Below are 20,701 nucleotides of genomic sequence, written 5' to 3' on the forward strand. Positions count from 1 at the left end.
ATTGCAAACCGGTCAGAATAATCAAGTAAATTCAACTACAACGTCGCCATCAAAACCTATAGATGACCCAGTCAAACAATGGGGTTTCGATCATATTGGTAAAATTCTTGTCGGTGTGGTTGTAGCACTAATTTTTTTTGGGGGGGGGACTTGGGCTTGGCGGCCATTGATAACAAAATGCTACACCCCTTGTAATTCGTTGCTTTGCTGTATAAAGGTAACACACAAAACGTGAAATTAAAAAATGCCCTTGAGCGCGGCGTTATGCATGACTTAATGAATAAGGTAATTTAATAAATATTTTTTTATTTTTACAAGCCTATTATTTTCTGTTTCAATTTTCGCTGATACGGTTAAGCCTATTTCGGCAGTTGACTTACTTGATTCGTTGAAAAACAACAAAATGAAGTTTGAGCACCTTTATAAAAATCAAGAAATTGAAGTGTATGGAGAAATATCAAGTATTAATGATATTCGTAAAGAGAATTATAGAATTCATATACTTGCTACTACCGCAGAACCAAATAAAAGAGCACTAAATAGTGACGTTATCTGCCTGGTGCCAGAGGGGTCGACATCAGCAAGTAAAGTTTTTGATCTTAATAAAGGACAAAAAATTACTGTAAAAGGCTTATTTAACAGTTACGGAATGTTCGGTTTAATTCAACTTAAAAATTGCAGTATCGAAAATGTATAACTAGGCGGTGTAATTTGCTACGGCAAAAAAACTGGCCTCCATCAGACTGCCGAAACAGTGTATTCACCCTGAGGCAAGGCATTATCTAAATGAATTTTAACTTTCACCAAATAGATAAGCTCTGAAACAAAATACCCCACATCGAAATAATTTAAGTGTCTTACTCAGCATTAAATTTACTAGGATTATTTAAGGATGAGAATGCAATAAAACAGACAAAAAAATGCAAAAGTCAGTTTATTGCTGATAAGTACATATTATTCAAGCATGTTAGTCCATAGTGAAAACTATCATCTCAAGCTGGTTTCATATTGCTATTTAAATAAAGCACTCTCTAAGCTTTTTCCTATTTGCTTTTGTGATTCTATAAGCATCCAGAAATCATCAACAGTGCTAGGAAGGTTGGCAGTACTAAGAATTTTTGCAGCCGATCTATCCATCAAAGCAAACTCATAAATGGATCCAGTAGTATACTCATCCTCATCTAGTGAGCGCCTAATAAATCCAGATATTCTTCTATCAAATCCCAGGTGACTGATAATTTCATAAAAATGTTTATCTATATGATGATCTGGCTGCGTTACCTCCTTATCCCAGGACATGTCATTTCTTGGGTTTGAATATGAAACATCATAACGATTCCCCTGCAACTTCCATTCAAAAAAACAACTCGCGGGATGAAAGTTTAAAGGCATCTCTAAAACAGTAATGTCTTTTATAATCTCGATTTTTGCTACTTTTTCTTGCACATTTCCAATACCTCTATATCCGTACACTCCCGCATACGACAAATGTTCTGACTGCCAGAGCGCATACCTACTATTTAGATATTTAACATCTGAAGTCATGTCATTTGGCAATGGATAACCACTAAAAAATACTTCGCCAGCCATAATTGTTGTTTCTTTATATTTTACCTGCGCCAATTGCTCTGACCTGCCCCCAATATCTAGTCCAACTTTAAATTAGTAATGCCCGTGGTTCTTGAATCAATTTGTCGGTTGGCAGCAGCAAACTCCAATGGCGTTTGATAGCCAAGTGAAGAGTGAGGCCGATTTTCATTGTAGTCAATTCGCCATTGATTGATCAGCTCTCTGGCATGGGCCAGATCACTAAACCAGTGCTCATTTAAACATTCATCTCGAAACTTACCGTTGAAACTCTCGATATAGCCATTTTGCATGGGCTTTCCCGGTTGTATCAGTTTCAATTCAACACCATGTTGATATGCCCACTGATCCAGCGCTTTTCCGGTAAATTCTGGCCCCTGATCAGTTCTTACTGCCACCGGATAGCCTCTAAAGGCAGCAATAGTGTTCAGTGTTCGTGCGACCTGCTCACCAGAGATTCCATGTGCAACCGGTATATCCAGACATTCTTTGCTAAAGTCATCAACGATGGTCAGGCATTTGATGCGCCGACCATTGGCGAGTGCGTCCATTACAAAATCCATCGACCAGGTATGGTTGGGTCTGTCTGGTAGCAATAAAGGCTGACGCTCCACCATGAGACCTTTGCGTCGTTTTCGTTTACGTACCGCCAGTCCAGCTTCTCGATACAACCGATAAACTTTCTTGTGGTTCACATGGCGTCCCTCTCGACGTAATAGCTGATGTACTCGCCTGTAACCAAACCGACGTCGTTCAAAGGCAATCGCTTTAATACGCTGTACCATGTCAGTTTCTTGTGTTGACTGGCATTGGTATCGCATGGTGGCGCGGTTCAGACCGACCAAGGAACAGGCTCTGCGCTCAGAAATAGCTGTTTGTGACAGCATAGAGCGCACCGCCTCCCGCTTATTCCTGACGGTCAGTACTTTCGGTTCAATGCCACTTGAGGGCTTCATTGTCAGCATGGATTCGCAGTAATTTTTTGAGCTGGGCATTTTTCTTGTTCAAGGACTTGAGACGACGGGCTCAGAACTCAAACAGGCGTATTTTTTAACGCAGGTTAACGTCCATCGAAATGCGGTTCGACTAATCTTCACGGAAGACGATCTGCCTTTCAACCGGATARTCCACTCGGCAGCTTTGTTTTCCRCTTAGTGTACGATAAACAGTTCTCGGCAACCATCAGCTTAATGCTCCGAACAACGCTTCATTGGGGCATTTACCCAGCAATAGCAGTCGGGTCATGGTTGTGAAAAATGCGGTAGGCGCCATAACCGTTGCCGATATTTCGAGGCGTAGTATTGGCTACCCTAGATCGCTGTGGAATAACACACTCTGTGGTTTACCCCGCGACTCATACGCCATATCCAGTGCTTTGACGGGCCAAGTCTGCATCAGGCCTAACCGACATCGCCCAACCCACGACACGGCGGGTATATAAATCCAGCACAGCGGCCAAGTAATGCCAGCGATGACCTGTCCAGACATAGGTAATGTCTCCACACCAGACTTGATTCGCTCGGTCAGGCTCAAACTCCCGATTAAGCACATTGGGTATATCCGGCCTTTCAATAGTCGCTAGCTTATAGGCATGAGGGCCTGGCTGTTTGCAAATCAGCCCCAGCTCAGACATCAGCCGTCTGACCTTGAAGCGGCCAATCTCTATCGCTTCGTCCCGTAGCATGCCGACAAGGGTGCGACTCCCGGCGCTGCCCCGGCTTTTTGTAAAGAACTCTTTCACTTTAGAACGCAGTTGAAGTCGCTTTATATCCGGCTGTGTACGACGTTTCTGTCTGTCATAAAAGCTACTCAGGCCAACACCAAACAGTGAGCAAATAAGATTTAGCCTACCGTGCTCTCTCAATTGCTCTATAAGCGTGTAGAGCCGAGCTCGTCCGACATCAAGAGAGCGGTAGCCTTTTTTAATATGGTTTTCTCCTGCTCTAGGCGTTTTACTCGTGCTTCCAGCTCCTGAATACGCTGCTGTTCCGGTGTCAGCGCCTTGGATGCAGGCGTATGTCCATCTCGTTCAGCTTGTAACTGTTTAACCCAGCGACGTAGGGCTGACTCGCCCACATCAAGAGCTTGGCATGCTTCTGGAACACTGTAGTTCTGGTCTATCACCAGACTCGCGGCTTCCAGCTTGAACTCAGCAGTAAAACTTCTTCTTTGTTTTGTCATTGAACACCTCTTCGAAGGTCATATTACCTCCTTAAATGGTGTCCGGGATCAGTAAACCACTACAATGGAACTCAGCACCAATAACAAATATCGATTTATCCATAGCCTGGATAAGGGGCTTAGACTTCTCTATCGCGTATCGTTGACCTTCAGTAAGATATTTGAGTGACCGCCCATCTCCAGCCCCACAATCAAGAATAGAAGGGTTAGGATTGATATCATAGTCATCAACCATTTTATCGATGTCATCTTTTATGACTTTAAGCATTTCTTCAGTAGTGGGATACCATTCAAAGTCCTGATCTTCACTTTTAATCCTCGATACTAAGGCCATCGTTGATTTTTTGTTATCAGGGCTGAAGCTATTTTGTGGTGACAGATTCATTTATTCCTCCAGAGTGATTGAATTTGCTTGCTGTAGGGTGATTCCCTAAAGCTCAAATCCAATCTCTCATGGAAGTTTGATCGCGCAAGTGCCCTCCAGAATGGTGACGATCACGTGATGATTTCGTATCGAATTAAAAAACTGGGGGAGTTCGTAGCGGTATAAGAAATGTGTCAATTTCTAGCATGGAAATACAACTAAGACTAGTTGGCTTATAGTCTTTGACGGATCTGGTGACCCGTCAAACCTAATGTTTTTATCAATCTGAAAGTTATATTAATGAATGTCGTTTATATTATTACCCATAAGGTCTAATGCTTTAGCGATAGCAATTTCTGAGTCATCAAATCCTCCCATGGTTTGTACATCGGTCCCAAGCACCACCATCGAGAACAAGCACTAATTATTGGGTTTCGTCATCTTCACCGATTAATTCAATAAGCGGCCTATTCCACCAGTGCTAAATGTCTAATTTGTACGTTATGAATTATCTTTATTATCAAAATTCTGTAGTGAGTTTGGATCGATACAAATACCTGAAAAAAATATTGGCTCGATTTTGTGGTCAATGCTCAGGAAGATAGCTCTCATCATCTTCGAACCATTCGTTATCGAAGATATAGTCATTCTCTACAAACTTACCTTTGACTATATAGAGTTCGGGTAATTTAACTATGGCTTTATCAAGAAGGGTATTCAACGAATAACAAGCACCTTCGTCACTCAGTCCCGGAATCATGAAGTTAATGCGATAAAACTTCTTACTTGATATTTCATTATCAAAAATTTCTTTAAGTTCTTCTTCAGTATAGATGTCTTTCAGTTGCCTATTATCTTCATCATCCTCTTCAATTAGGTGAATGAAGTACTGATAATAAGCATCGTGAATGACAACCTCAGCTAGATCGTCCTCAGTGAGATAGAGCTTGGTATCAAAAATCTCTATTGCATCTTCAAGGTTGAATACGGCGAAGATTCCATGATTGAGACATCGTTCAGTTTCCTGAAAGATTTTATTTCCATCTATGACCTGGTGCCAATTATCAAAACCAAATTTCTTGGCTACTTGTTCAAGTGCTTCAGTGTGAGTGATATTTTCAGCACGCTTAAGCTTTTTAGCCTGGGCCTTGAGTTTACTAACAGAAGAAGAGTCTATGTGGGCAGTATTGCCACGTATGATTTTGGTAATCATCTTTGTACTCCTATGATGTTATTACGAGTACCCACTGCCCGTACATCACGGAAAAAGATTTCACCATATAGTTTTTTGCATCGTCTCGTTCGAGTTTGCATAGTGGGTAGCCGGCGTCGATAAGCCAGATTTAAGATTAGCAAACTGGAGAATTAGATGCCAGAGAAAATTTATAGCTATAAATCTTTCGCTATTTTGCTGCATGAAACCGGGCTTTTTGATGAGAGTGCATAGTTTTTGAAGATATCTCTGGAATGATGCAATATAAGTCTCCACAGTTTGAGAGACTTATAGCAGTATGAAATGTTATGCCAAATGGGAAGAAGACGACAATGCTAAGATTTTCTTTAGAGACCAAACAATCTTACAGTTTGGTAATAGTTGGGATCTAATTGCTAATTTAATTCTGCTCAACCCTGGCAGTGCATTACCTTTAAATAACGAGTCGAAAACTGATTACTTACGTTCCCAAGAGCTGCCATTCTTTATAGAGCCCAAACAAGACGAGATGTATGTTGAATTCAAACTCGACCCTTTAATGCGTAACATTCTAAATCTGTTTTCATCTCATTATCATGGTGGAACAATCAAGATTTATAACTTGTTTAACCTTAAAAATCAGGACTCGACAAAGGCCATAGAAGACTTTCAGCAGAATTTGAAGCACTCCAAGATGTTTACAGCCGATTCAGACATTCTTTATTGTGCTGCGCCGGTCATTGTTGCTTCGGGTACAAAAGCAAAATCTCCAGAGCTGCTATTTCAGCTCATCAGACATATCAGGCTGGCATCGAGTGAAAAGCTATTTGTCCTGGACAAAAAAGACGATAAGTTATTTCACATAAAAAAAGCCGTAGTGAATGCATCAGGATATGTAGATAGCTTCCATCCATCATTCACGCTCTTTTATGGAAATAAAACTGAATTAGGTGAACTACCTACCTAAACTAATGTGCGACGTTTGACACCTACCTCCGCATAAGATAAATTCAAATTATCTTTGCAACCTAGTTGCATTGAAAGTTCTGTCACACTTTTAAGCTGGCACTCATTATCAAAGCAGTAAACTGCTTTGCCTACGAACCCAAGGGGTATGCTACCCCTTCGGGACGGCTGCCCCTTTTTCTTATGGAGAATTTCCATGATTAAAGAAGAAGCGGTGAATAGCCAAGATTCATTGAACCTTGAAGATGTACTCAATTTTTATGCTGATATTGGTATATATCAATTTTTGGCAAAAGTTGAATGCGTTTCATGTAATTTCGAAGAAGCAGTTTCTTACTACGAATTAGCCGTGGGTCGCGTGTATAACTTTACTTTTAATGCGATAACATCTGGCTCTTCCTGGTGTGAATCAGTTTTCCTTCAGCAATTTCCAGAGTTCGAAGACGCAGTATCTGATGCAACTCAAGCAGCAGAAATGCATTTACTTCGTGATCCACAAGCTAAAGGTAGCGTTACCGTTTACTGTCCACGTGGCTGTAATCAGACCACAGTGTCAGCATCTGATCCATGGGATGAGTGTGCAGCTTGTGGTCAAGTAATGCATCCTGACTCTGAAGATGAGTACATGTCTTCTCTAGTCCGTGCTGGACAAGTTCAATAGAAAAACAGCTCTCCCAATACGTTGGGACGACAAAGCATCAACACCCTACAGGGGATTACTCCCTCTGTATGGGAGTGGTCTCCTAAACACTGGAGACAATCACGATGAAAAGATATCCATCAAGAAAAATCCACCAACGAGACTTTCGCCCAGGAGGTAAGTTACACAATCCTCAAGACTGGTTCTGTACAGGCTGTCAGGTAAATCACCCGGGTTATAAAGAAAGTGTTAAAAGGCCAGATGGACTGTACTGCCATGTATCTTTGTATGAGAAATATAAGTCAGAACAGATAGGAGCAAATCAACTAAGTTGATATGCAATTGAATACCTTCTCCACAGAGAGGGTATTCCAAAGTAATTTTAGGAGATTATTTTGGAATAACGATTCCTGGTGACGATGTTGCCATGAAAAGTAATCCGGACTTATCAAAACCGGACTCAACGTTCATTCAGTACGCTGAATGATGATGAAAACCCAAGGGGTGTTAACTATTCCCTTGGGAAGTAGCTGGCATCCCTTTTTTTATGGAGAAAGGAAATGCAAAAACAGTTACTCAAAGAATTGATTGATTGGATCGAAAATTCCCCCCTTGAAGACTTAGCCTTAAGAAGGCTAAAGCTAGAAGAATTGATTGGCAACACAATGGGTACCGAAGTGCAATCTGACTTAAAACTGGCTATTCGCCTGATTGATGAGGAAGTAGTGACTCGGGCCTGTTTACTACCGAAGTCAGCTTAGCTCGACTATTAATTCTTTTAACAATTTCGGCAGCCTTTTCATCATCGTTTTCAAGCACGATGGCACGAATTAAGGCTTCTGAAAGTGGTTGTTCAGTATTTTTATGAACAAGCTTTAGTTCTGTGTGTTTTTTCATGTGAATGAGGATAGCACACAATTAATTTAGGAGAAGTACCATGGGAGTTGGAAATTTCACACTAGCAAATGCTGAAACTGTGTATATCGAGGATCTACATGTTCACGGTTATTACAACGGAGGTGAGCTAGATATTGATCAAACCAATCTGGATTATGAGAATTTAGAAGAAACCTTAGTCAGTCTTTTACCAGATAGCTTTTATAAGGTTGAAAACGAAAGCTATGGAGGCGGTAGCATAATTGCTGAGAACAACTTTTATAGCATTGTACTTACTCACTGGGTAGGTTACTACGCATTAAGTGTTGTGATTAGAGATAACGATGTCCGGTATGACTGGGGCATTAACCCTCTCGCTGCACATCATCATGCAAGAGTAGCTTTAAGGTTCTTCGACAAAATTCATGAAATCTATCCGCTGCGAGTCCCGACTAGTGCGTGGACGAGCGGTATGTACCAGAAAAAACTGGCTGCGTAAGGATAGTTAATTAATCACAAGCATTATCTGGCGACTGGCCAGATATTTAACTCACCCCCTGGGAGGTATTTACTCCTTTTGGGGAGTGAGTACTTCTCGCATCAGGAGAATGATGATGAGAAAGAAATTTCTAGTTGCTTATGGATTAGGTGGATGTTGGTCAGGATATAAAAATGCCTGCATTATTGAGTCATGTGACGAAGCAATAGAACAAGACGCTTTTAATATTGCTACCGAGTTTTGGCAGAATCAGAAGCCAGGTTCCTCTCTAAGCTATACCTGGGAGGAAATAACGACGATAGTGAACGATTGTGCCTTATATCAATCTCGACTCAGACTTAAAGCCAAAGCCAAAGTTAATCAACTGCCTTACGCGGTTCATAGCATGGGTAAAACATTTCTGGCCAAGCAAATTTATGGACTTAGAAGTGCCAATGATTTTCTGAAATTCAACAAGGATTATGGCGTTATCCAAGCCAATTATGCAGAAGATGTTTATTTGGTTGCAGAAAATGAGTCACCAGGCATCAACGAGGAACAATTATCTTCCACGTTAGTCGCTGGCCACGTTTCGTTATAGGAGTTTGTCAGATGTTATTTTATGCATTACTTCAGACGACTTCCATTGATAACACGGTCACTGATCAAATATTCGTAGAAGAGAAAGTCTTTGATGACGCATATTGGTCAGCAATGAAAGATTCAAACATAAAATTAGTCACAGTCAATTCGCAAGCGAGCGACTGATAAATCTATCCCAAGGGGAGCTGGCCTCCCCAAAAGGGAGACCAGTTTCTCTATTAAATTGGAGAGACAAAGATGGAAACATACAGCGTTCTGGCATTAAGCACTGGCCATATTGAAGAATCTGATAATGTTGCACTAAAAGCAGCTGCATATCAGACAAATATGGTAATGGTTAGAAATTCTGGTTATTTCATTAAGCTTTACCAAGATGAAAAAGCTAGCAATATCAGACCAAGTTACAGCTATTCACTACAAAAACTTATTGAGTTTGCTCTCGATAAAGGATTTGGGATGATTGAGCTGGACAGTGATGCCGATACGTTAGAAGAGTTTATTCTGCACGACTGGTAAACATTGATCCCCCCATTACGGGGGTATCTCAAAGCAGCTTGTTCACAGGTTGTTTTGAGATACAGTCCATACACTATATTCACTTAGAAATGTTTAACCCTTAGCTTTAAACATAAAATTACTATCCAGCAATCCAGTCACTTGATGTCTGAGTATTTCCTTGACTGTTACAAACCGGATCAACAAATGTCACTCGGTTGCATTTCTTTTGCATATAGCTTATAAAAGTATTGCTCTTGGTAGGAGCCTGTCACTCGTCATTGCAAAGCTTTTGAAGCACTACTGATTATATCTATTCTACTAGCTCAATATTTTTAATCGGGCTTGTTTAGTGGTGGCAGACGAGTGACGCTTTTAGGCAAGCTGGGAGATTAGAAATGTTGACAGAAAAAGTCCGTCCATCGACCCTCAATGGCATAAAACGTCGCGCCAAACAGCTCAAGAAAGCTTATAGCATACATCATCACGAAGCTTTGGATATTGCAGCTAAAGAAGCTGGTTATGAAAATTATAATCATGCTAGAAACTGCCTAACAAATAAGAATCTTTCTATCTCAAAACACCAATTATTCTTCACTGTCTATTGGTATGATCGAGAAAGTCATGAGCGTGGCAGAGAGCTCCTTGAAATAGAGCTGTCAAAACCTTTGCTTGATACAGCAACAAAAAACGAACTTAAGTATTCAAACGGCCTAGCTGAATTTAGGCTTGCATCTCCCGATCACTTTGTTAGTGATGTCGTCATTCATAGTAAACAGGCGGCAGTAGAAAAAATCTGCAAAGCTGTACGAGCATTAAGATTTATGGAAGCTACGGGATTGAAACCAAGTCAAGACATCTTTGCAGCCTATCCAGAGAAAGACCCAAAAAATAGATTACCTAAAACTGATCACGCAACTGATTGGTATGATCCAAAGACTGGTCAATTCATACTAATAGATGAGCCTTATCCAAATTCTGTATTTAATGCTGAAAGAGAGGCATGGGCTGCAAAACATAAATGGTCTTTACAGCCTTCTAAGTGGCCAGGAATGTATTTCCCCGGTATGTCCAAACTGTATGTTGCAACTGACGCTACGACAGGATATGACTTTGCTGGTTTAATGTCTAAAATTGACAATATCCCTCAGCCTCTAACACTTGAAAACTGGACAGGCACGTCAGCTGAAGGGCACGAAATATTTTACAGCCCTTTATGTAAAACTCCCCAGGATAAAAACAGAGCAGTAGCTAAAGGTACTATCTATAGGACTCCAAGCAAGAAAACTGCACCAATGAGATACTGGGACTCTGTGGATAATGAACGTCGCCCCAATGCAAAAATGTCGGTTGAGAACCATCAACTAGCAGCGAGAATGATAAAAGCTATTGAGGAATCAGTTGCAAAGCCAAGAACTGTTAATAACCGTTTATCTTCTATCAAGAGCACATTAGAAGATTGGTTTCTTGCAGAGCACAGCAGAAAAATAACGGATCTATATGATTATTTCTATTACGGAGAGATTGATGGCAATGACCCGCTTATTTCGCAAGTGGCTTCCTCAAAAGGCGTTGTGGAATTACTAAAGCACCTCAAACGTTTATTAGAAGAGTGTTATGTCGATTGTGAACCTTTACGACGAATGACTGGAAAGCTGACCACTTCCATAAAGCTCACTTCTAAGCTTCTATAAAAAACTTTTAAGAAGTCACATGTTTAGTGCCTATTCATCGATAAGTGGTGAATAGGCCTTTTCTCTTTTTTTGATCACTTTGTATAGAAGTATGTGTACTATTAATAACTAATTGTTTTAACAAAATAAGATGATGGTTATGCACGTTATGCATCCGAATCAGATGAGTGAAACTAAACTTAGAATCGAATATGCCGAGCGGTCTTGGAAGTATGAATTCCCAGAGTGTATCGAGGAAGCACTTGAAGACGACTATGTTCTGAATCACGATTTGTACAAGGATGGAGTTTTTGAATTTATTGCCATGTGGTGTTTTATTCACCCAGATATAACACCAGAATTCATGTTGGAGAAAATTCGTGAATACAAGAAGACGTAAGCATATGTACATGGCTAGATTCAATGTTAAATAGAAACAACTGCATACAATATCTACACATTCAGACCTTGGATTTACAATCAACCAATAGCTGGATTTACTCAAATAAAGCGCATTAGGTGGTATAAAAGCTATTTCCAGATTGGCTGTTTTAACGAGGTTTCTTCAAATCCAAAAATAATCATTGAAATCACTTGAGGCCTCAAGATTGGAACCATTCATTGAGTAATAAATCCAGCTTTACAGCTCTCAATCGAATTTAGCCTGTACGCATATGCGAGAGTGCTATTTTGTATATCTTACGCAGGTAAAGGTAGTCTACCGTCTACCTGAAAATCTATAACTGGATAATGAAAAGTTTCGGATGAATCTACACGTTTGAATGAAACTTGGTTCAATGTAGTGATGCACAACCAAGCAGCCTTGCTCTTAGGCTCTAAACTTTGAAACGGTGATTTATTAAATAGAGCAACACAAAACCCACTACTAGTATCACGTGCAGAGCAGTACTCAAATGCATCTACGCCTGAAGCTCGCATATCAGATCCAACATCCTGAGCATGAGCATAATTTTCGGGGTGTTTTAATTCTGCATCAAACTGGCTGAAAGGGGGCGCATGGAGTTGGATTCCATTATTGGAATAATAGTCCACACTGAACATTGTGTGTTCTGTGCTAATCTTATCTAATGCTGTTACATCTGCTATGGTGCTTATGAAAACAAACCGATAATAAGCCGCCTCTGCTAATGTCGTATCTGGACTACAACCACCATAAAACAAACTTGGTTCATTTGTTCGACCAAACCGAGAACCATGCTTAAGAGGTGGATATCGGAAAGGTGTCGTCAACAAATAATGATATCCATTAAGGTTTTCAGGGTAGGGTGGTTTAACCTCATCAAGCATTGTTTCTAGCAATGACTGCTCATGCATGTCATCCACATACCCCATAGTAGCTACCTGTTCTTGACTTTCAACCAAGCGATGAAGGGTTCCAGATATAGGTTTTATATGACCCTGGCCATTGCAGGCCTTCCATATCACTATACTTTACCTCGAATAGCATCCACATACCGAAGGACGGTCATTAAGCCACTAATAGTCGCAATCTGCTCAGCAGGAACGCCACCGGTCATTTGATTATGAGAACGCATAAACCGTTTAATCCATGTTTCATCACCGCCAGTTAAAGCAAATAAAGCTCTGGCAATACGAATGACATAGAGAGCCAATTCACCTTCTTTAGTTTCTGGATTCAGTAAAGCATGGCTTTTAAGCTTACTAATTGAGGTTCTATGCAAACCAATTGCTGCGCCAGTCTCAGTCTGGTTAAGACCAAGTTGCTCAGCAGCTCTCAGGATAGCTTTACTAAGCACAGCATTTCTGTCTGGAAGTTGTTGTTGAATAACGTTCATACATCCCCCTCTTTGTTATCTATATGGACATCCCATACTAGTCACTAATTCACATTTTATAGATTATTTGTCAATTATGCACACTTTTTCATAGCGCAAAGTGTAAGCACACATTATGAAATAGACTCGGTATCAACTGAAATCAATTAGATAGAAATTACCTACAACATAATTCTAGATTTATTTCATATCAAAATCTGGATTCACAAGAGAAACAAGTATTAATTTCAAGATTTACACAAATATGACAAATATGTAAGTCATTGATTTTATATGTGACCTTGAAAATTTACAGAGAGATAAAACTGAATCCACACAACTATGACCTCGATGCGTTACGAAAAATATAATCTCTAAACGCTTGCTCGGTCATCTTATTATGTCGACCATCATAAGTTGTTGGGTCAAGGTTATAAGGTGAACGTGTACTGAAGATCACAAAACATCCGCTAAAGTACCTACAGACCAAACGAGCATCTTCAGTTAGTGGCTCACCTTGGTATTCGTGAATATCCCAATGATATCTTTGAGCATATTTATTAGCCTGAAGCTCCACCAATTCTTCGTAGCAGGTGAAAGATCGTTTCCCATCATAAACATCGGTCAATTCAATATCTTCAACTTCTAACCTAAAATAATTCCATTTTGGGTTAAGTCCGAACGATTCAAATGTCAGTTTTCTAGGTTTTATATAGTCATAAATACTATCTGAAATCTTGATTGCAATCATCCCAACTTCTTTAGCATGCTCGGCACCAATAAACGTATTACCACCACCTCCCGGTAGGAAGGTATGATTCAAGGACTTTGTCTTTCCAATCTCATTCAATACCGTGATGATATTCTCGCTATTTGTCCAAGTAACAGATTCAGGCATTCCAGCTGGAAAAAGTCTGTTTTGAAGATCAAACCACTCGGTGAGATTTTGCTGATGAAAGTCATTATTTATTCGAATCCAATCCTCAATTCTATTGATAACATCTTTCATTCTAGGTCTCAGCTCAGGAGAGTTATCAGTACATTCAGCCAATAATTCATTGAGTGATTTAGTGTAAAGTCCAGTACAAACAGAGTTAATGCTAATGACTGATAAAGGGCTGTACTGGCCATCAAAACATTGCATGTCACCGACAATGGCTATCCATAGAGTCTTTGCAAAAGAGTATATGTCAGCTGCCTCACCATCTGCTTGATGGGCATACCGTCTCATTTCAGGGGCCATTGTATATTTTGGTCCAACATCACTTTTTTCAGGCGTGATATCAAGTCTATCTGGGTATTTAACAAGGCCAAAGTCGGAAATGTACAATCTATCATTGAGGAATAAAATGTTGGCCGGTTTTATATCTCGATGGTGAAATTTTCTTTGATGAAGCTCATGTATAGTTTTTGCAAGTTCTAGCATCCCTTCTACGATTTGGAGAATACTCTTGCCATCTCGCCAATCGGTAAACTTCAAAGCTTTAGGCATGACATACCACGGTACTTGACTAGAGATATCTTCAGGTAGAAAACTGTCAATTAAAGGGATAACACCAACAATATCTTGGTTTTTCTCAATAGCTTCAACTTCAGATCTAAACCGGTCATAAACAACGGATCTAATATTCTTTAATAGTTTTATTGCACCTGATGACTTGGCTATATGAGTAGCCGACCATACCTCACCGTTTCCACCGACTCCTAGTTTACTTTCGAGCCTCCAATCCCCTACCAGCTGATTCTTCTTATAACGAATTTTTTCGACACAATATTAATATTCCTTTAATAGCCGTCAGACACTAAATACGATAGACAATTGATCTCAAAACAACAGAGTGTACAGCAAAGACTTTATTCTTTATGAACTCCATCACAATAGTTCGTTTGACAGAAAAAGCGGTGAATAGTAATTTATATCTATCGCTGTAACTCTGTTACACAATAGGTTTTGTCGCACCACAAAACGGCACTCTATATTTAATCAGTAAGCTGATTTAGTTCACCCAAGGGGTATATCTATCCTCCTTGGGATAAATGTATCCCGTAACTTTAGGAGAGTATTATGGGACACATAATCATTGACCATTTCCCTGAATATCATTTCATTGAGAAAGAATTTGGTTTTAATAGGCCAGCACTTCTTAATGCTCAAAGCGATACACCAAAACGATTAGCACTAAATCCAAAAGCTGTTGCTGGCTATGAAACAGTGATGATTGAAACTAATCGACCTGGGCCACCGAACACCAAAAGCGACAAGATTAAAGGTGTTAGGATTAGAAGCTCGTGGGGGCAGCACTTCATTATCTTTGATGATCTTTCTCAGAGCTTTGAGAAGGTTCTTGAAGAAGCATGCCAAAGTGAAGTTAATACATATTTTACAACCGATGATTCGAAGTACTTTAAACAGTTCGGAATACATCCTTCATCAGCTAAGAATCAATTAGCTGCAAACTCATAATAAAAAAGGCACTACCTTCCGGTGGTGCCTTTTTAGTTTAGTGTTATTACTTAAATATGAATTTGAATTTTATCTAAGTTTAACCGCAGCCATAGTACATCCAAACTCATCGAACGCATTGCTGACAATCTTATAACCTGTTCTATTAGCCAATAAATCTTTCTCGACAAATGACATATCATGCAAGGGAACAGCTCCGAAAAGCTTTACAACATCGCCTTGATCTTCAATCCAGTATGACTTCAAATAGGTTCTTTTAAGTATCTTCAAAATAGTATTTATAAAAAACATATTCATCATGCCAACCCCGGCTAAAGCGAATACTGCCATGAAATACTTGTCAATCAGGTTGCCTTCTTTTCCCAAACTCCAGCCATAAGGCACTGATATGACCAACAAGGCTACTGCAATCGAGTAGATCACAATAGCACTTCCCAAATCTCGTCTCTTTAGTCGTTTTTCGAATGTATCTTTGTCCAACTTGAATCTCCTACAATCTATATCTTTATCTATCAGTTTCAATATTCAAACCCGTACATCATTCAAACTGATACTATCCACTTAAGCGACACCAGAGAGTGAGTTGGCTGTACTTGTTACTGCCAATTGCACTGCTGTATCTTGGCTCAGAACAGGAACCTTTAAACCTGATACTATTGGCTCAATCCTGATAAACGTCCCAGTTTGACTCATCAACATTCTATCCCAATGTCCTTGTGTATCTCGGTAGATTATTAGCTCAGGTAATTGTCCAATTTCATTGGCTATATCTTTCAAAACATACTCAGCTGTATTGGTCACAGTGATACTCGGCCTACTATTATCAAAATCATCAGTAATGCATAAAACGTGATGACCAGCATAGTGTTGTAATGTATATGAGAATACGGGCGGGGTAGGGGTTTTCATGGCTAATAAGCACCTCTTTTTATTGCTTGAATTTCTATAAAGCCAAATAATTAAAAGCGAATTTAATCACATTCATTTTTATCTGGCTGTGAACTACTTCTTTTTATGCTGCCCAATTTTCCAGAGTCATTCTGAGTGGCGTCATATCTGAAACATTAAACGCTGCTCCTGACTTAGCTTTCTTTTTGATGAAAGCCATATACGAGCGTTGTTTGCCTGCTTTATTATTTGAAAGCACGTTGTTGTGATTAGAGTGTGTAAAGACGGTATTAAAGACTGCCTCTTCCCAAATCGCCATAGATTCCACAGAGATGATGTCAGTGGTGACTGCCGTACCGCTACACAGAGATGTATTTGCATATATGTTCCAAAGCGGGGCATGGTAAAGCGGCTGAGTAAGCTTCGGACGACCATTCCCAACATAGGCCACTACCTTTAAACGACCATTACAATCTGCATGGAATACAAGGGAGGGGAATTTAAGTTTGATATGTAAAACTTCATCACCGGCTTTGATGTGCATGGTGCGAATCTTAGACGGGACGTACCACACCATTTTCTGACTGTTAATCATCAACAGATTAGATGGTAACCATTGAGTTTTAACACCATCCTCACCGTTTAAATAATCTCGTAACTCCTGTTTATCTGCTTCACTGATAAGCCGTCCTGCACCTATAACTGACCCAGTAGGAGATTGCTTAACATCATGGATTGTTAGAGAGAGCTGCTTTGTATTGAGAGAATGAATGGCGTCTTCGTCGAACAGTCCATCCATTTCTGGCTTATCTACAGTATGAAAAAGTAAGGCTTTATGTGTCTTTATAGAATATGGTGTCATTTTACGTCCTCCTTAACTTCATTATCCATACTTTGTGAATCAGGCAAGTTTTGCTCTATTTTTGCTGTCATCTTTGCCATATCCGTGAATAATCCTGTACCTCTGTATATTCTCTCGGTAGCTAATTTGACCGTATCAGCATAATCACCGTAAGCCCATCCATAAAAGGTTGGTGTTTCTCCAGCTTCCATCATGCTATTAAATACATCCGATTGGACATCCCACCAAAAGCCATTGTCTGACCATGCAAGCATGTACGCCATAGCAACTGGGGGGTTATCAGTCTCAACGCCTGTATTAAGATCGGGTATAGGGATTTAATGGTTGATGGGGCACTTTCACCCCACCAACCTGATACCACCCTCAGATGGTTGATAGATCGACCCCGTAGTTGAGTTCCTCTGCGAAGTCCGGCAGTCCGTAACCGATGGTTTTCTTGTAGAACGGAGAGACCTTCGCAGTCGGAGCCTTCTTCTTGTGCTTCGTAGTGTAGAGCATTCGTGCCCGCATCACCTCGAAGGAGTAACCTCGCCCTTCACGGTTCTTGTCCTTGGCCAGTCGGTTGATGGACTCCGTGTAAGCATTGGTGACGGGCATGTCCGTCTCGAAGTAGGTCATGATCTCTTCGCGCCAGTTGCCCACAGCCCTGACCAGATCGCTCCAGACTTCCTTCTGGCCCTTCGGAATGGTGGCTATCCAGTCGTCCAGGGCGGTTTCTGCCTGGGGTCGTGTGGTGGCGTCCCAGATGCCGTAAAAGCGTTCCTTGTGCTCGTAGGCGGCCAGCAGTTGCGGGAATGCGCCTGTCCAGGTCTCCATGATGAAGCGTTCCCGGTCTGAGACTTCGTGAGCGCGTTTCAGCAGGATTTTCCGGTCTCCCTTGAGGGTTCGGCTCTGGGAAGGTTTCAGCTCCTTCCTGAGGCCCTTGCGTACCTTCTTCAGCGCATCGTTGGCCATACGCACCACATGGAACTTATCGACGACGATACGGGCCTGTGGCAGCACCGCCTTGGCAGCTGCCCGGTAGGGGTTCCACATGTCCATGCTGACGATCTCGACCTTCTGCCGGTCTTTCAGCTTCATCAGGTAGTTGGTCACCACGTCCTGACGGCGGGTGGCCAGCAGGTCAAGCAGGGTTCGCTCCTCGATGTTGGTCAGGATGCAGCGGTAGCGCTTGTTCAGGTACAGCTCGTCGATGCCCAGAATGCGGGGCGTCTCGAAGCGGTGCCAACGCCCCAGGAACTCGGCACGGGCGTTGAAGATGTCGCGTACCGTCTTCTCGTCCAGGCCGGTCTGTGACGCCACGAAGGTGTAGGGGTGGTTGAAGGATTCCTTCTCCACGTATTCATGCAACCGCAGCGTCATGCGGAAGCCGTCCACCATCTCCGGTAGCTGGGGCCTGAAGGTGATCTTGCAGGCCCGGCAGTTGTACCGGCGGCGGACCACCCAGAGGGTGACCCGCTTACCGTGGATGGGCAGATCACGATAGGGAACATCACGCTTGCCGAACCGCACGAACTCACCCTGGACGCCGCATTCCTCGCAGGCGATGGGATCGGGCGCGTCCACCTGGAAGTGCATATCGTCGTCGGTGGATTTGCAGCCCAGGACCTGGTACTCAGGCAGGTGCAAGATGTTGTTAGGCATTTCCGTCATGGCAGTTTATAGATGCAGACCTCAGTCAGACCAATCTGTTTCGACATTGGTGTTTGTTCTTTCACGCAACAAGCTTGAGGAAACGAAAAGTAAGACACCGAGGACAATTGCAATATCTGCGACATTGAAAGCCGGCCAGTGCCAGGCTCGCCAATAGACATCAAAGGAATCCACAACATAGCCACGAAATATCCGATCAATCAGGTTACCCATCGCGCCACCAAGGATAAGACTGTAGGCGATGGCCTCTCCTTTGTGACGGTTCTCAAGGACCAGCTTGATCAGCAAAATTGAGACCACCACCGCGATTCCGATCAAAAAGTAGCGCTGCCAGCCTCCACCATTGGCAAAAAGACTGAATGCGGCACCGGTGTTCCATACGTGCACCCAGCTAAAGAATGGCGTCACCGAAACCGACTCGCCATATGCCATTGATTGCTGGACCAGCCATTTTACAATCTGGTCAGACGCGGCTATCAGGCCGGAGATGGACAACAGGGCATACGGCGAGAGGTATTTGCCAATCATGGATGTTGCCTAACCCTTGAGGGCCAGAATGCGTCTGGCTCCGTTAAGCACGACAACCCCCGCGATGGTACCGATAATCAGATCCGGATAATTGGATCCGGTCCACGCGACCAGGGCGCCGGCGGTGATGACGCCCAGGTTGATCACCACGTCATTGGCCGAGAATATCCAGCTTGCCTTCATGTGCGCCCCGCCCTCTCGATGTTTGGATATCAGCAGCAAACAAGTGGTATTGGCAATCAGTGCGACGAATGCGATAAGCATCATCACCATCGATTCCGGCTCGCTACCGAAGACGAAGCGTCTCACCACCTCTGCGAGCACGCCAACAGCCAGAATCAACTGGAGCACCCCCGCAAGATGCGCGGCGCGTACCTGCATTTTCACGCTATGCCCAACGGCATAAAGGGCGAGCCCGTAGACTGCCGCATCGGCAAAATTGTCGAGGGACTCACCAATCAGGCCGGTGGACTGAGCGATCAGACCGGCTGTCATTTCAACCACGAACAGGACTGCATTGATGCCGAGCAACCACCTCAGGGTGGCGGACTCTTGGGTAGCAGAGGCTGCGGAGGATTCGGCGGCCTTGATGGTCTCCGGATCGGCAGCGACGGTTTCCTGAAGCGAGGCTCCCAGCCCCAGGGTCGTCAGTTTCGCAGTGAAAGGATCAGCCTCTCCATCATGCACGACCTTCAACCGGCGGTTCGACAGGTCGAAAGACAGCGCCCGAATCTCATCAAAGCCATTCAGGGCCAGGCGAATCATTCGTTCTTCTGAAGGACAGTCCATCTTCGGCACGGCATAAACGCTGACCCATTTCCCCGATGCTTCGGAGGAGCTCCCCCTATCGGTATCTGCTGGGGACGTTGCAGCGCAGCCACAGGCGTCTGTGCAGGTTTTGCTCATAATACGACTCCACTTGAACATTATTGGGTTATCATTTAAAACCATATAGTCACTATAAGGTCAATAAAGCGGAAAGAATCCGTTGAGGAGGAGTCTGATGCGCATTGGACAGTTGGCTCGGTCAGTCGGGGTCAATACCCAGACGATCCGCTTCTATGAACAGCAGGGCTTGTTGCCGCCGCCTGATCGGCAGGAAAACGGTTACCGCGCCTATACCGAGAAGCATAGTGAGCGGCTGGCCTTCATCTGTCGCTGTAGAATCCTCGACCTGTCATTGGCTGAGATTCGCGAACTACAGCGCTATCAGGACGACCCTCATCAGCCTTGTGCCGCTGTCAACACCTTGCTTGATGACCACATTTCTCATGTGCGGTCGCAAATAACTGCTCTGCAAGCGCTTGAGAAACAACTCGTTTCGCTGAGAGCGGGTTGTAGCGATGGCCGGGAAGTTGAGGCTTGTGGGGTTCTTGCTGGAATCGGCAAGGGAAGTGCGCATAAGCAGTAGGTTGAAGCATCAACCAGATAATCCGATGGGATCTTAGCTTGCCT

At 42.5% G+C, this 20,701-nt stretch carries 23 protein-coding genes and 2 pseudogenes; 10 read left to right on the forward strand and 15 right to left on the reverse strand.

Annotation, left to right across the window (positions count from 1 at the left end):
• Positions 1 to 361 precede the first annotated feature (361 nt).
• Entirely contained in the window at positions 362 to 697 is a 336-nt protein-coding gene (locus MAMP_RS10835; RefSeq protein WP_272941596.1) for an OB-fold protein, read from the forward strand.
• 314 nt (positions 698 to 1,011) lie between these two features.
• On the opposite strand, the gene MAMP_RS10840 is transcribed toward MAMP_RS10835, so the two are convergent.
• The 5 genes and pseudogenes from MAMP_RS10840 to MAMP_RS10865 all read right to left on the reverse strand — a co-directional run bounded on the left by MAMP_RS10840 (position 1,012) and on the right by MAMP_RS10865 (position 5,345).
• On the reverse strand, positions 1,012 to 1,623 hold the full coding sequence (locus MAMP_RS10840; RefSeq protein ID WP_139031923.1) for a hypothetical protein: 612 nt from the start codon (positions 1,621 to 1,623) through the stop codon (positions 1,012 to 1,014).
• A 23-nt stretch (positions 1,624 to 1,646) separates the two neighbouring features.
• A pseudogene (locus MAMP_RS10845) lies at positions 1,647 to 2,595 on the reverse strand (IS3 family transposase).
• A gap of 194 nt (positions 2,596 to 2,789) precedes the next feature.
• Positions 2,790 to 3,768: pseudogene (locus tag MAMP_RS16440) on the reverse strand (IS3 family transposase); the annotation flags it as partial.
• Between the two features lie 31 nt (positions 3,769 to 3,799).
• Positions 3,800 to 4,153, reverse strand: a complete 354-nt coding sequence (locus tag MAMP_RS10860; RefSeq protein ID WP_007146091.1) for a class I SAM-dependent methyltransferase — start codon at positions 4,151 to 4,153, stop codon at positions 3,800 to 3,802.
• 565 nt (positions 4,154 to 4,718) lie between these two features.
• The gene (locus MAMP_RS10865) at positions 4,719 to 5,345 is read right to left on the reverse strand and encodes a glyoxalase superfamily protein (RefSeq protein WP_007146094.1); all 627 of its coding nucleotides are present in this window, start codon (positions 5,343 to 5,345) and stop codon (positions 4,719 to 4,721) included.
• Between the two features lie 298 nt (positions 5,346 to 5,643).
• Between MAMP_RS10865 and MAMP_RS10870 the strand changes: the two genes are divergently transcribed.
• The 7 genes from MAMP_RS10870 (at position 5,644) to MAMP_RS10905 (ending at position 11,076) form a co-directional block, all read left to right on the forward strand.
• Entirely contained in the window at positions 5,644 to 6,291 is a 648-nt protein-coding gene (locus MAMP_RS10870) for a hypothetical protein (RefSeq protein WP_007146095.1), read from the forward strand.
• A 195-nt stretch (positions 6,292 to 6,486) separates the two neighbouring features.
• Positions 6,487 to 6,951 (forward strand): hypothetical protein, encoded by a 465-nt coding sequence (locus MAMP_RS10880; RefSeq protein ID WP_007146096.1) that lies wholly within the window; start codon positions 6,487 to 6,489, stop codon positions 6,949 to 6,951.
• A 539-nt stretch (positions 6,952 to 7,490) separates the two neighbouring features.
• Positions 7,491 to 7,691, forward strand: a complete 201-nt coding sequence (locus tag MAMP_RS10885; protein ID WP_007146097.1) for a hypothetical protein — start codon at positions 7,491 to 7,493, stop codon at positions 7,689 to 7,691.
• Between the two features lie 176 nt (positions 7,692 to 7,867).
• The gene (locus tag MAMP_RS10890) at positions 7,868 to 8,305 is read left to right on the forward strand and encodes a hypothetical protein (protein WP_007146098.1); all 438 of its coding nucleotides are present in this window, start codon (positions 7,868 to 7,870) and stop codon (positions 8,303 to 8,305) included.
• A 115-nt stretch (positions 8,306 to 8,420) separates the two neighbouring features.
• Positions 8,421 to 8,885 carry a hypothetical protein gene (locus tag MAMP_RS10895; RefSeq protein WP_040576524.1) on the forward strand — a complete coding sequence of 155 codons (465 nt, stop codon included), beginning with the start codon at positions 8,421 to 8,423 and terminating at the stop codon, positions 8,883 to 8,885.
• Between the two features lie 239 nt (positions 8,886 to 9,124).
• Entirely contained in the window at positions 9,125 to 9,403 is a 279-nt protein-coding gene (locus MAMP_RS10900) for a DUF5983 family protein (protein WP_007146101.1), read from the forward strand.
• A gap of 377 nt (positions 9,404 to 9,780) precedes the next feature.
• Positions 9,781 to 11,076, forward strand: a complete 1,296-nt coding sequence (locus tag MAMP_RS10905; RefSeq protein WP_007146102.1) for a DUF5623 domain-containing protein — start codon at positions 9,781 to 9,783, stop codon at positions 11,074 to 11,076.
• A gap of 678 nt (positions 11,077 to 11,754) precedes the next feature.
• On the opposite strand, the gene MAMP_RS10915 is transcribed toward MAMP_RS10905, so the two are convergent.
• From MAMP_RS10915 to MAMP_RS10925, 3 genes are all read right to left on the reverse strand, one after another.
• Positions 11,755 to 12,438 (reverse strand): RES family NAD+ phosphorylase, encoded by a 684-nt coding sequence (locus MAMP_RS10915; RefSeq protein ID WP_202796135.1) that lies wholly within the window; start codon positions 12,436 to 12,438, stop codon positions 11,755 to 11,757.
• A 62-nt stretch (positions 12,439 to 12,500) separates the two neighbouring features.
• Positions 12,501 to 12,872: an MbcA/ParS/Xre antitoxin family protein gene (locus MAMP_RS10920; RefSeq protein ID WP_007146105.1), complete on the reverse strand. Its 372-nt coding sequence runs from the start codon at positions 12,870 to 12,872 to the stop codon at positions 12,501 to 12,503.
• 319 nt (positions 12,873 to 13,191) lie between these two features.
• Positions 13,192 to 14,610 (reverse strand): protein kinase domain-containing protein, encoded by a 1,419-nt coding sequence (locus MAMP_RS10925; RefSeq protein WP_040576527.1) that lies wholly within the window; start codon positions 14,608 to 14,610, stop codon positions 13,192 to 13,194.
• Between the two features lie 306 nt (positions 14,611 to 14,916).
• Here MAMP_RS10925 and MAMP_RS10930 point away from each other — a divergent pair, with 306 nt between their 5' ends.
• Positions 14,917 to 15,315, forward strand: a complete 399-nt coding sequence (locus tag MAMP_RS10930) for a hypothetical protein (RefSeq protein WP_007146107.1) — start codon at positions 14,917 to 14,919, stop codon at positions 15,313 to 15,315.
• A 69-nt stretch (positions 15,316 to 15,384) separates the two neighbouring features.
• On the opposite strand, the gene MAMP_RS10935 is transcribed toward MAMP_RS10930, so the two are convergent.
• The 7 genes from MAMP_RS10935 to MAMP_RS10965 form a co-directional block, all read right to left on the reverse strand.
• Positions 15,385 to 15,795: a hypothetical protein gene (locus tag MAMP_RS10935; RefSeq protein ID WP_007146108.1), complete on the reverse strand. Its 411-nt coding sequence runs from the start codon at positions 15,793 to 15,795 to the stop codon at positions 15,385 to 15,387.
• Positions 15,796 to 15,876: 81 nt separating this feature from the next.
• Positions 15,877 to 16,224, reverse strand: coding sequence for a hypothetical protein (locus tag MAMP_RS10940; RefSeq protein ID WP_007146109.1), 348 nt, complete (start codon positions 16,222 to 16,224; stop codon positions 15,877 to 15,879).
• A gap of 103 nt (positions 16,225 to 16,327) precedes the next feature.
• The gene (locus tag MAMP_RS10945) at positions 16,328 to 17,065 is read right to left on the reverse strand and encodes a PRTRC system protein B (protein WP_007146110.1); all 738 of its coding nucleotides are present in this window, start codon (positions 17,063 to 17,065) and stop codon (positions 16,328 to 16,330) included.
• Positions 17,062 to 17,259, reverse strand: a complete 198-nt coding sequence (locus tag MAMP_RS10950; RefSeq protein ID WP_158005168.1) for a hypothetical protein — start codon at positions 17,257 to 17,259, stop codon at positions 17,062 to 17,064. Before MAMP_RS10950 ends, MAMP_RS10945 begins: the two co-directional genes overlap by 4 nt.
• Positions 17,260 to 17,428: 169 nt before the next feature.
• Entirely contained in the window at positions 17,429 to 18,718 is a 1,290-nt protein-coding gene (locus MAMP_RS10955; RefSeq protein ID WP_007146112.1) for an ISL3 family transposase, read from the reverse strand.
• Between the two features lie 21 nt (positions 18,719 to 18,739).
• Positions 18,740 to 19,246 carry a signal peptidase II gene (gene lspA / locus MAMP_RS10960; RefSeq protein WP_007146113.1) on the reverse strand — a complete coding sequence of 169 codons (507 nt, stop codon included), beginning with the start codon at positions 19,244 to 19,246 and terminating at the stop codon, positions 18,740 to 18,742.
• Between the two features lie 9 nt (positions 19,247 to 19,255).
• Positions 19,256 to 20,152, reverse strand: coding sequence for a cation transporter (locus tag MAMP_RS10965; RefSeq protein WP_007146114.1), 897 nt, complete (start codon positions 20,150 to 20,152; stop codon positions 19,256 to 19,258).
• Positions 20,153 to 20,249: 97 nt separating this feature from the next.
• On the opposite strand from MAMP_RS10965, the gene cadR reads away from it, so the two are divergent.
• The gene (gene cadR, locus MAMP_RS10970) at positions 20,250 to 20,657 is read left to right on the forward strand and encodes a Cd(II)/Pb(II)-responsive transcriptional regulator (protein WP_007146115.1); all 408 of its coding nucleotides are present in this window, start codon (positions 20,250 to 20,252) and stop codon (positions 20,655 to 20,657) included.
• The last annotated feature ends 44 nt before the right edge of the window (positions 20,658 to 20,701 follow it).

This window comes from Methylophaga thalassica MP (genome assembly GCF_000214595.1).
Taxonomy (GTDB): Bacteria; Pseudomonadota; Gammaproteobacteria; order Nitrosococcales; family Methylophagaceae; genus Methylophaga; species Methylophaga thalassica.

Excerpts from the sequence above, each read along its gene's own strand:
- MAMP_RS10860 (WP_007146091.1), bottom strand. The coding sequence starts at position 4,153 with ATGAATCTGTCACCACAAAATAGCTTCAGCCCTGATAACAAAAAATCA.
- MAMP_RS10865 (WP_007146094.1), bottom strand. The coding sequence starts at position 5,345 with ATGATTACCAAAATCATACGTGGCAATACTGCCCACATAGACTCTTCT.
- MAMP_RS10870 (WP_007146095.1), top strand. The coding sequence starts at position 5,644 with ATGAAATGTTATGCCAAATGGGAAGAAGACGACAATGCTAAGATTTTC.
- MAMP_RS10880 (WP_007146096.1), top strand. The coding sequence starts at position 6,487 with ATGATTAAAGAAGAAGCGGTGAATAGCCAAGATTCATTGAACCTTGAA.
- MAMP_RS10885 (WP_007146097.1), top strand. The coding sequence starts at position 7,491 with ATGCAAAAACAGTTACTCAAAGAATTGATTGATTGGATCGAAAATTCC.
- MAMP_RS10890 (WP_007146098.1), top strand. The coding sequence starts at position 7,868 with ATGGGAGTTGGAAATTTCACACTAGCAAATGCTGAAACTGTGTATATC.
- MAMP_RS10895 (WP_040576524.1), top strand. The coding sequence starts at position 8,421 with ATGAGAAAGAAATTTCTAGTTGCTTATGGATTAGGTGGATGTTGGTCA.
- MAMP_RS10900 (WP_007146101.1), top strand. The coding sequence starts at position 9,125 with ATGGAAACATACAGCGTTCTGGCATTAAGCACTGGCCATATTGAAGAA.
- MAMP_RS10905 (WP_007146102.1), top strand. The coding sequence starts at position 9,781 with ATGTTGACAGAAAAAGTCCGTCCATCGACCCTCAATGGCATAAAACGT.
- MAMP_RS10920 (WP_007146105.1), bottom strand. The coding sequence starts at position 12,872 with ATGAACGTTATTCAACAACAACTTCCAGACAGAAATGCTGTGCTTAGT.
- MAMP_RS10930 (WP_007146107.1), top strand. The coding sequence starts at position 14,917 with ATGGGACACATAATCATTGACCATTTCCCTGAATATCATTTCATTGAG.
- MAMP_RS10940 (WP_007146109.1), bottom strand. The coding sequence starts at position 16,224 with ATGAAAACCCCTACCCCGCCCGTATTCTCATATACATTACAACACTAT.
- MAMP_RS10945 (WP_007146110.1), bottom strand. The coding sequence starts at position 17,065 with ATGACACCATATTCTATAAAGACACATAAAGCCTTACTTTTTCATACT.
- MAMP_RS10950 (WP_158005168.1), bottom strand. The coding sequence starts at position 17,259 with ATGATGGAAGCTGGAGAAACACCAACCTTTTATGGATGGGCTTACGGT.
- MAMP_RS10955 (WP_007146112.1), bottom strand. The coding sequence starts at position 18,718 with ATGACGGAAATGCCTAACAACATCTTGCACCTGCCTGAGTACCAGGTC.
- lspA (WP_007146113.1), bottom strand. The coding sequence starts at position 19,246 with ATGATTGGCAAATACCTCTCGCCGTATGCCCTGTTGTCCATCTCCGGC.
- MAMP_RS10965 (WP_007146114.1), bottom strand. The coding sequence starts at position 20,152 with ATGAGCAAAACCTGCACAGACGCCTGTGGCTGCGCTGCAACGTCCCCA.
- cadR (WP_007146115.1), top strand. The coding sequence starts at position 20,250 with ATGCGCATTGGACAGTTGGCTCGGTCAGTCGGGGTCAATACCCAGACG.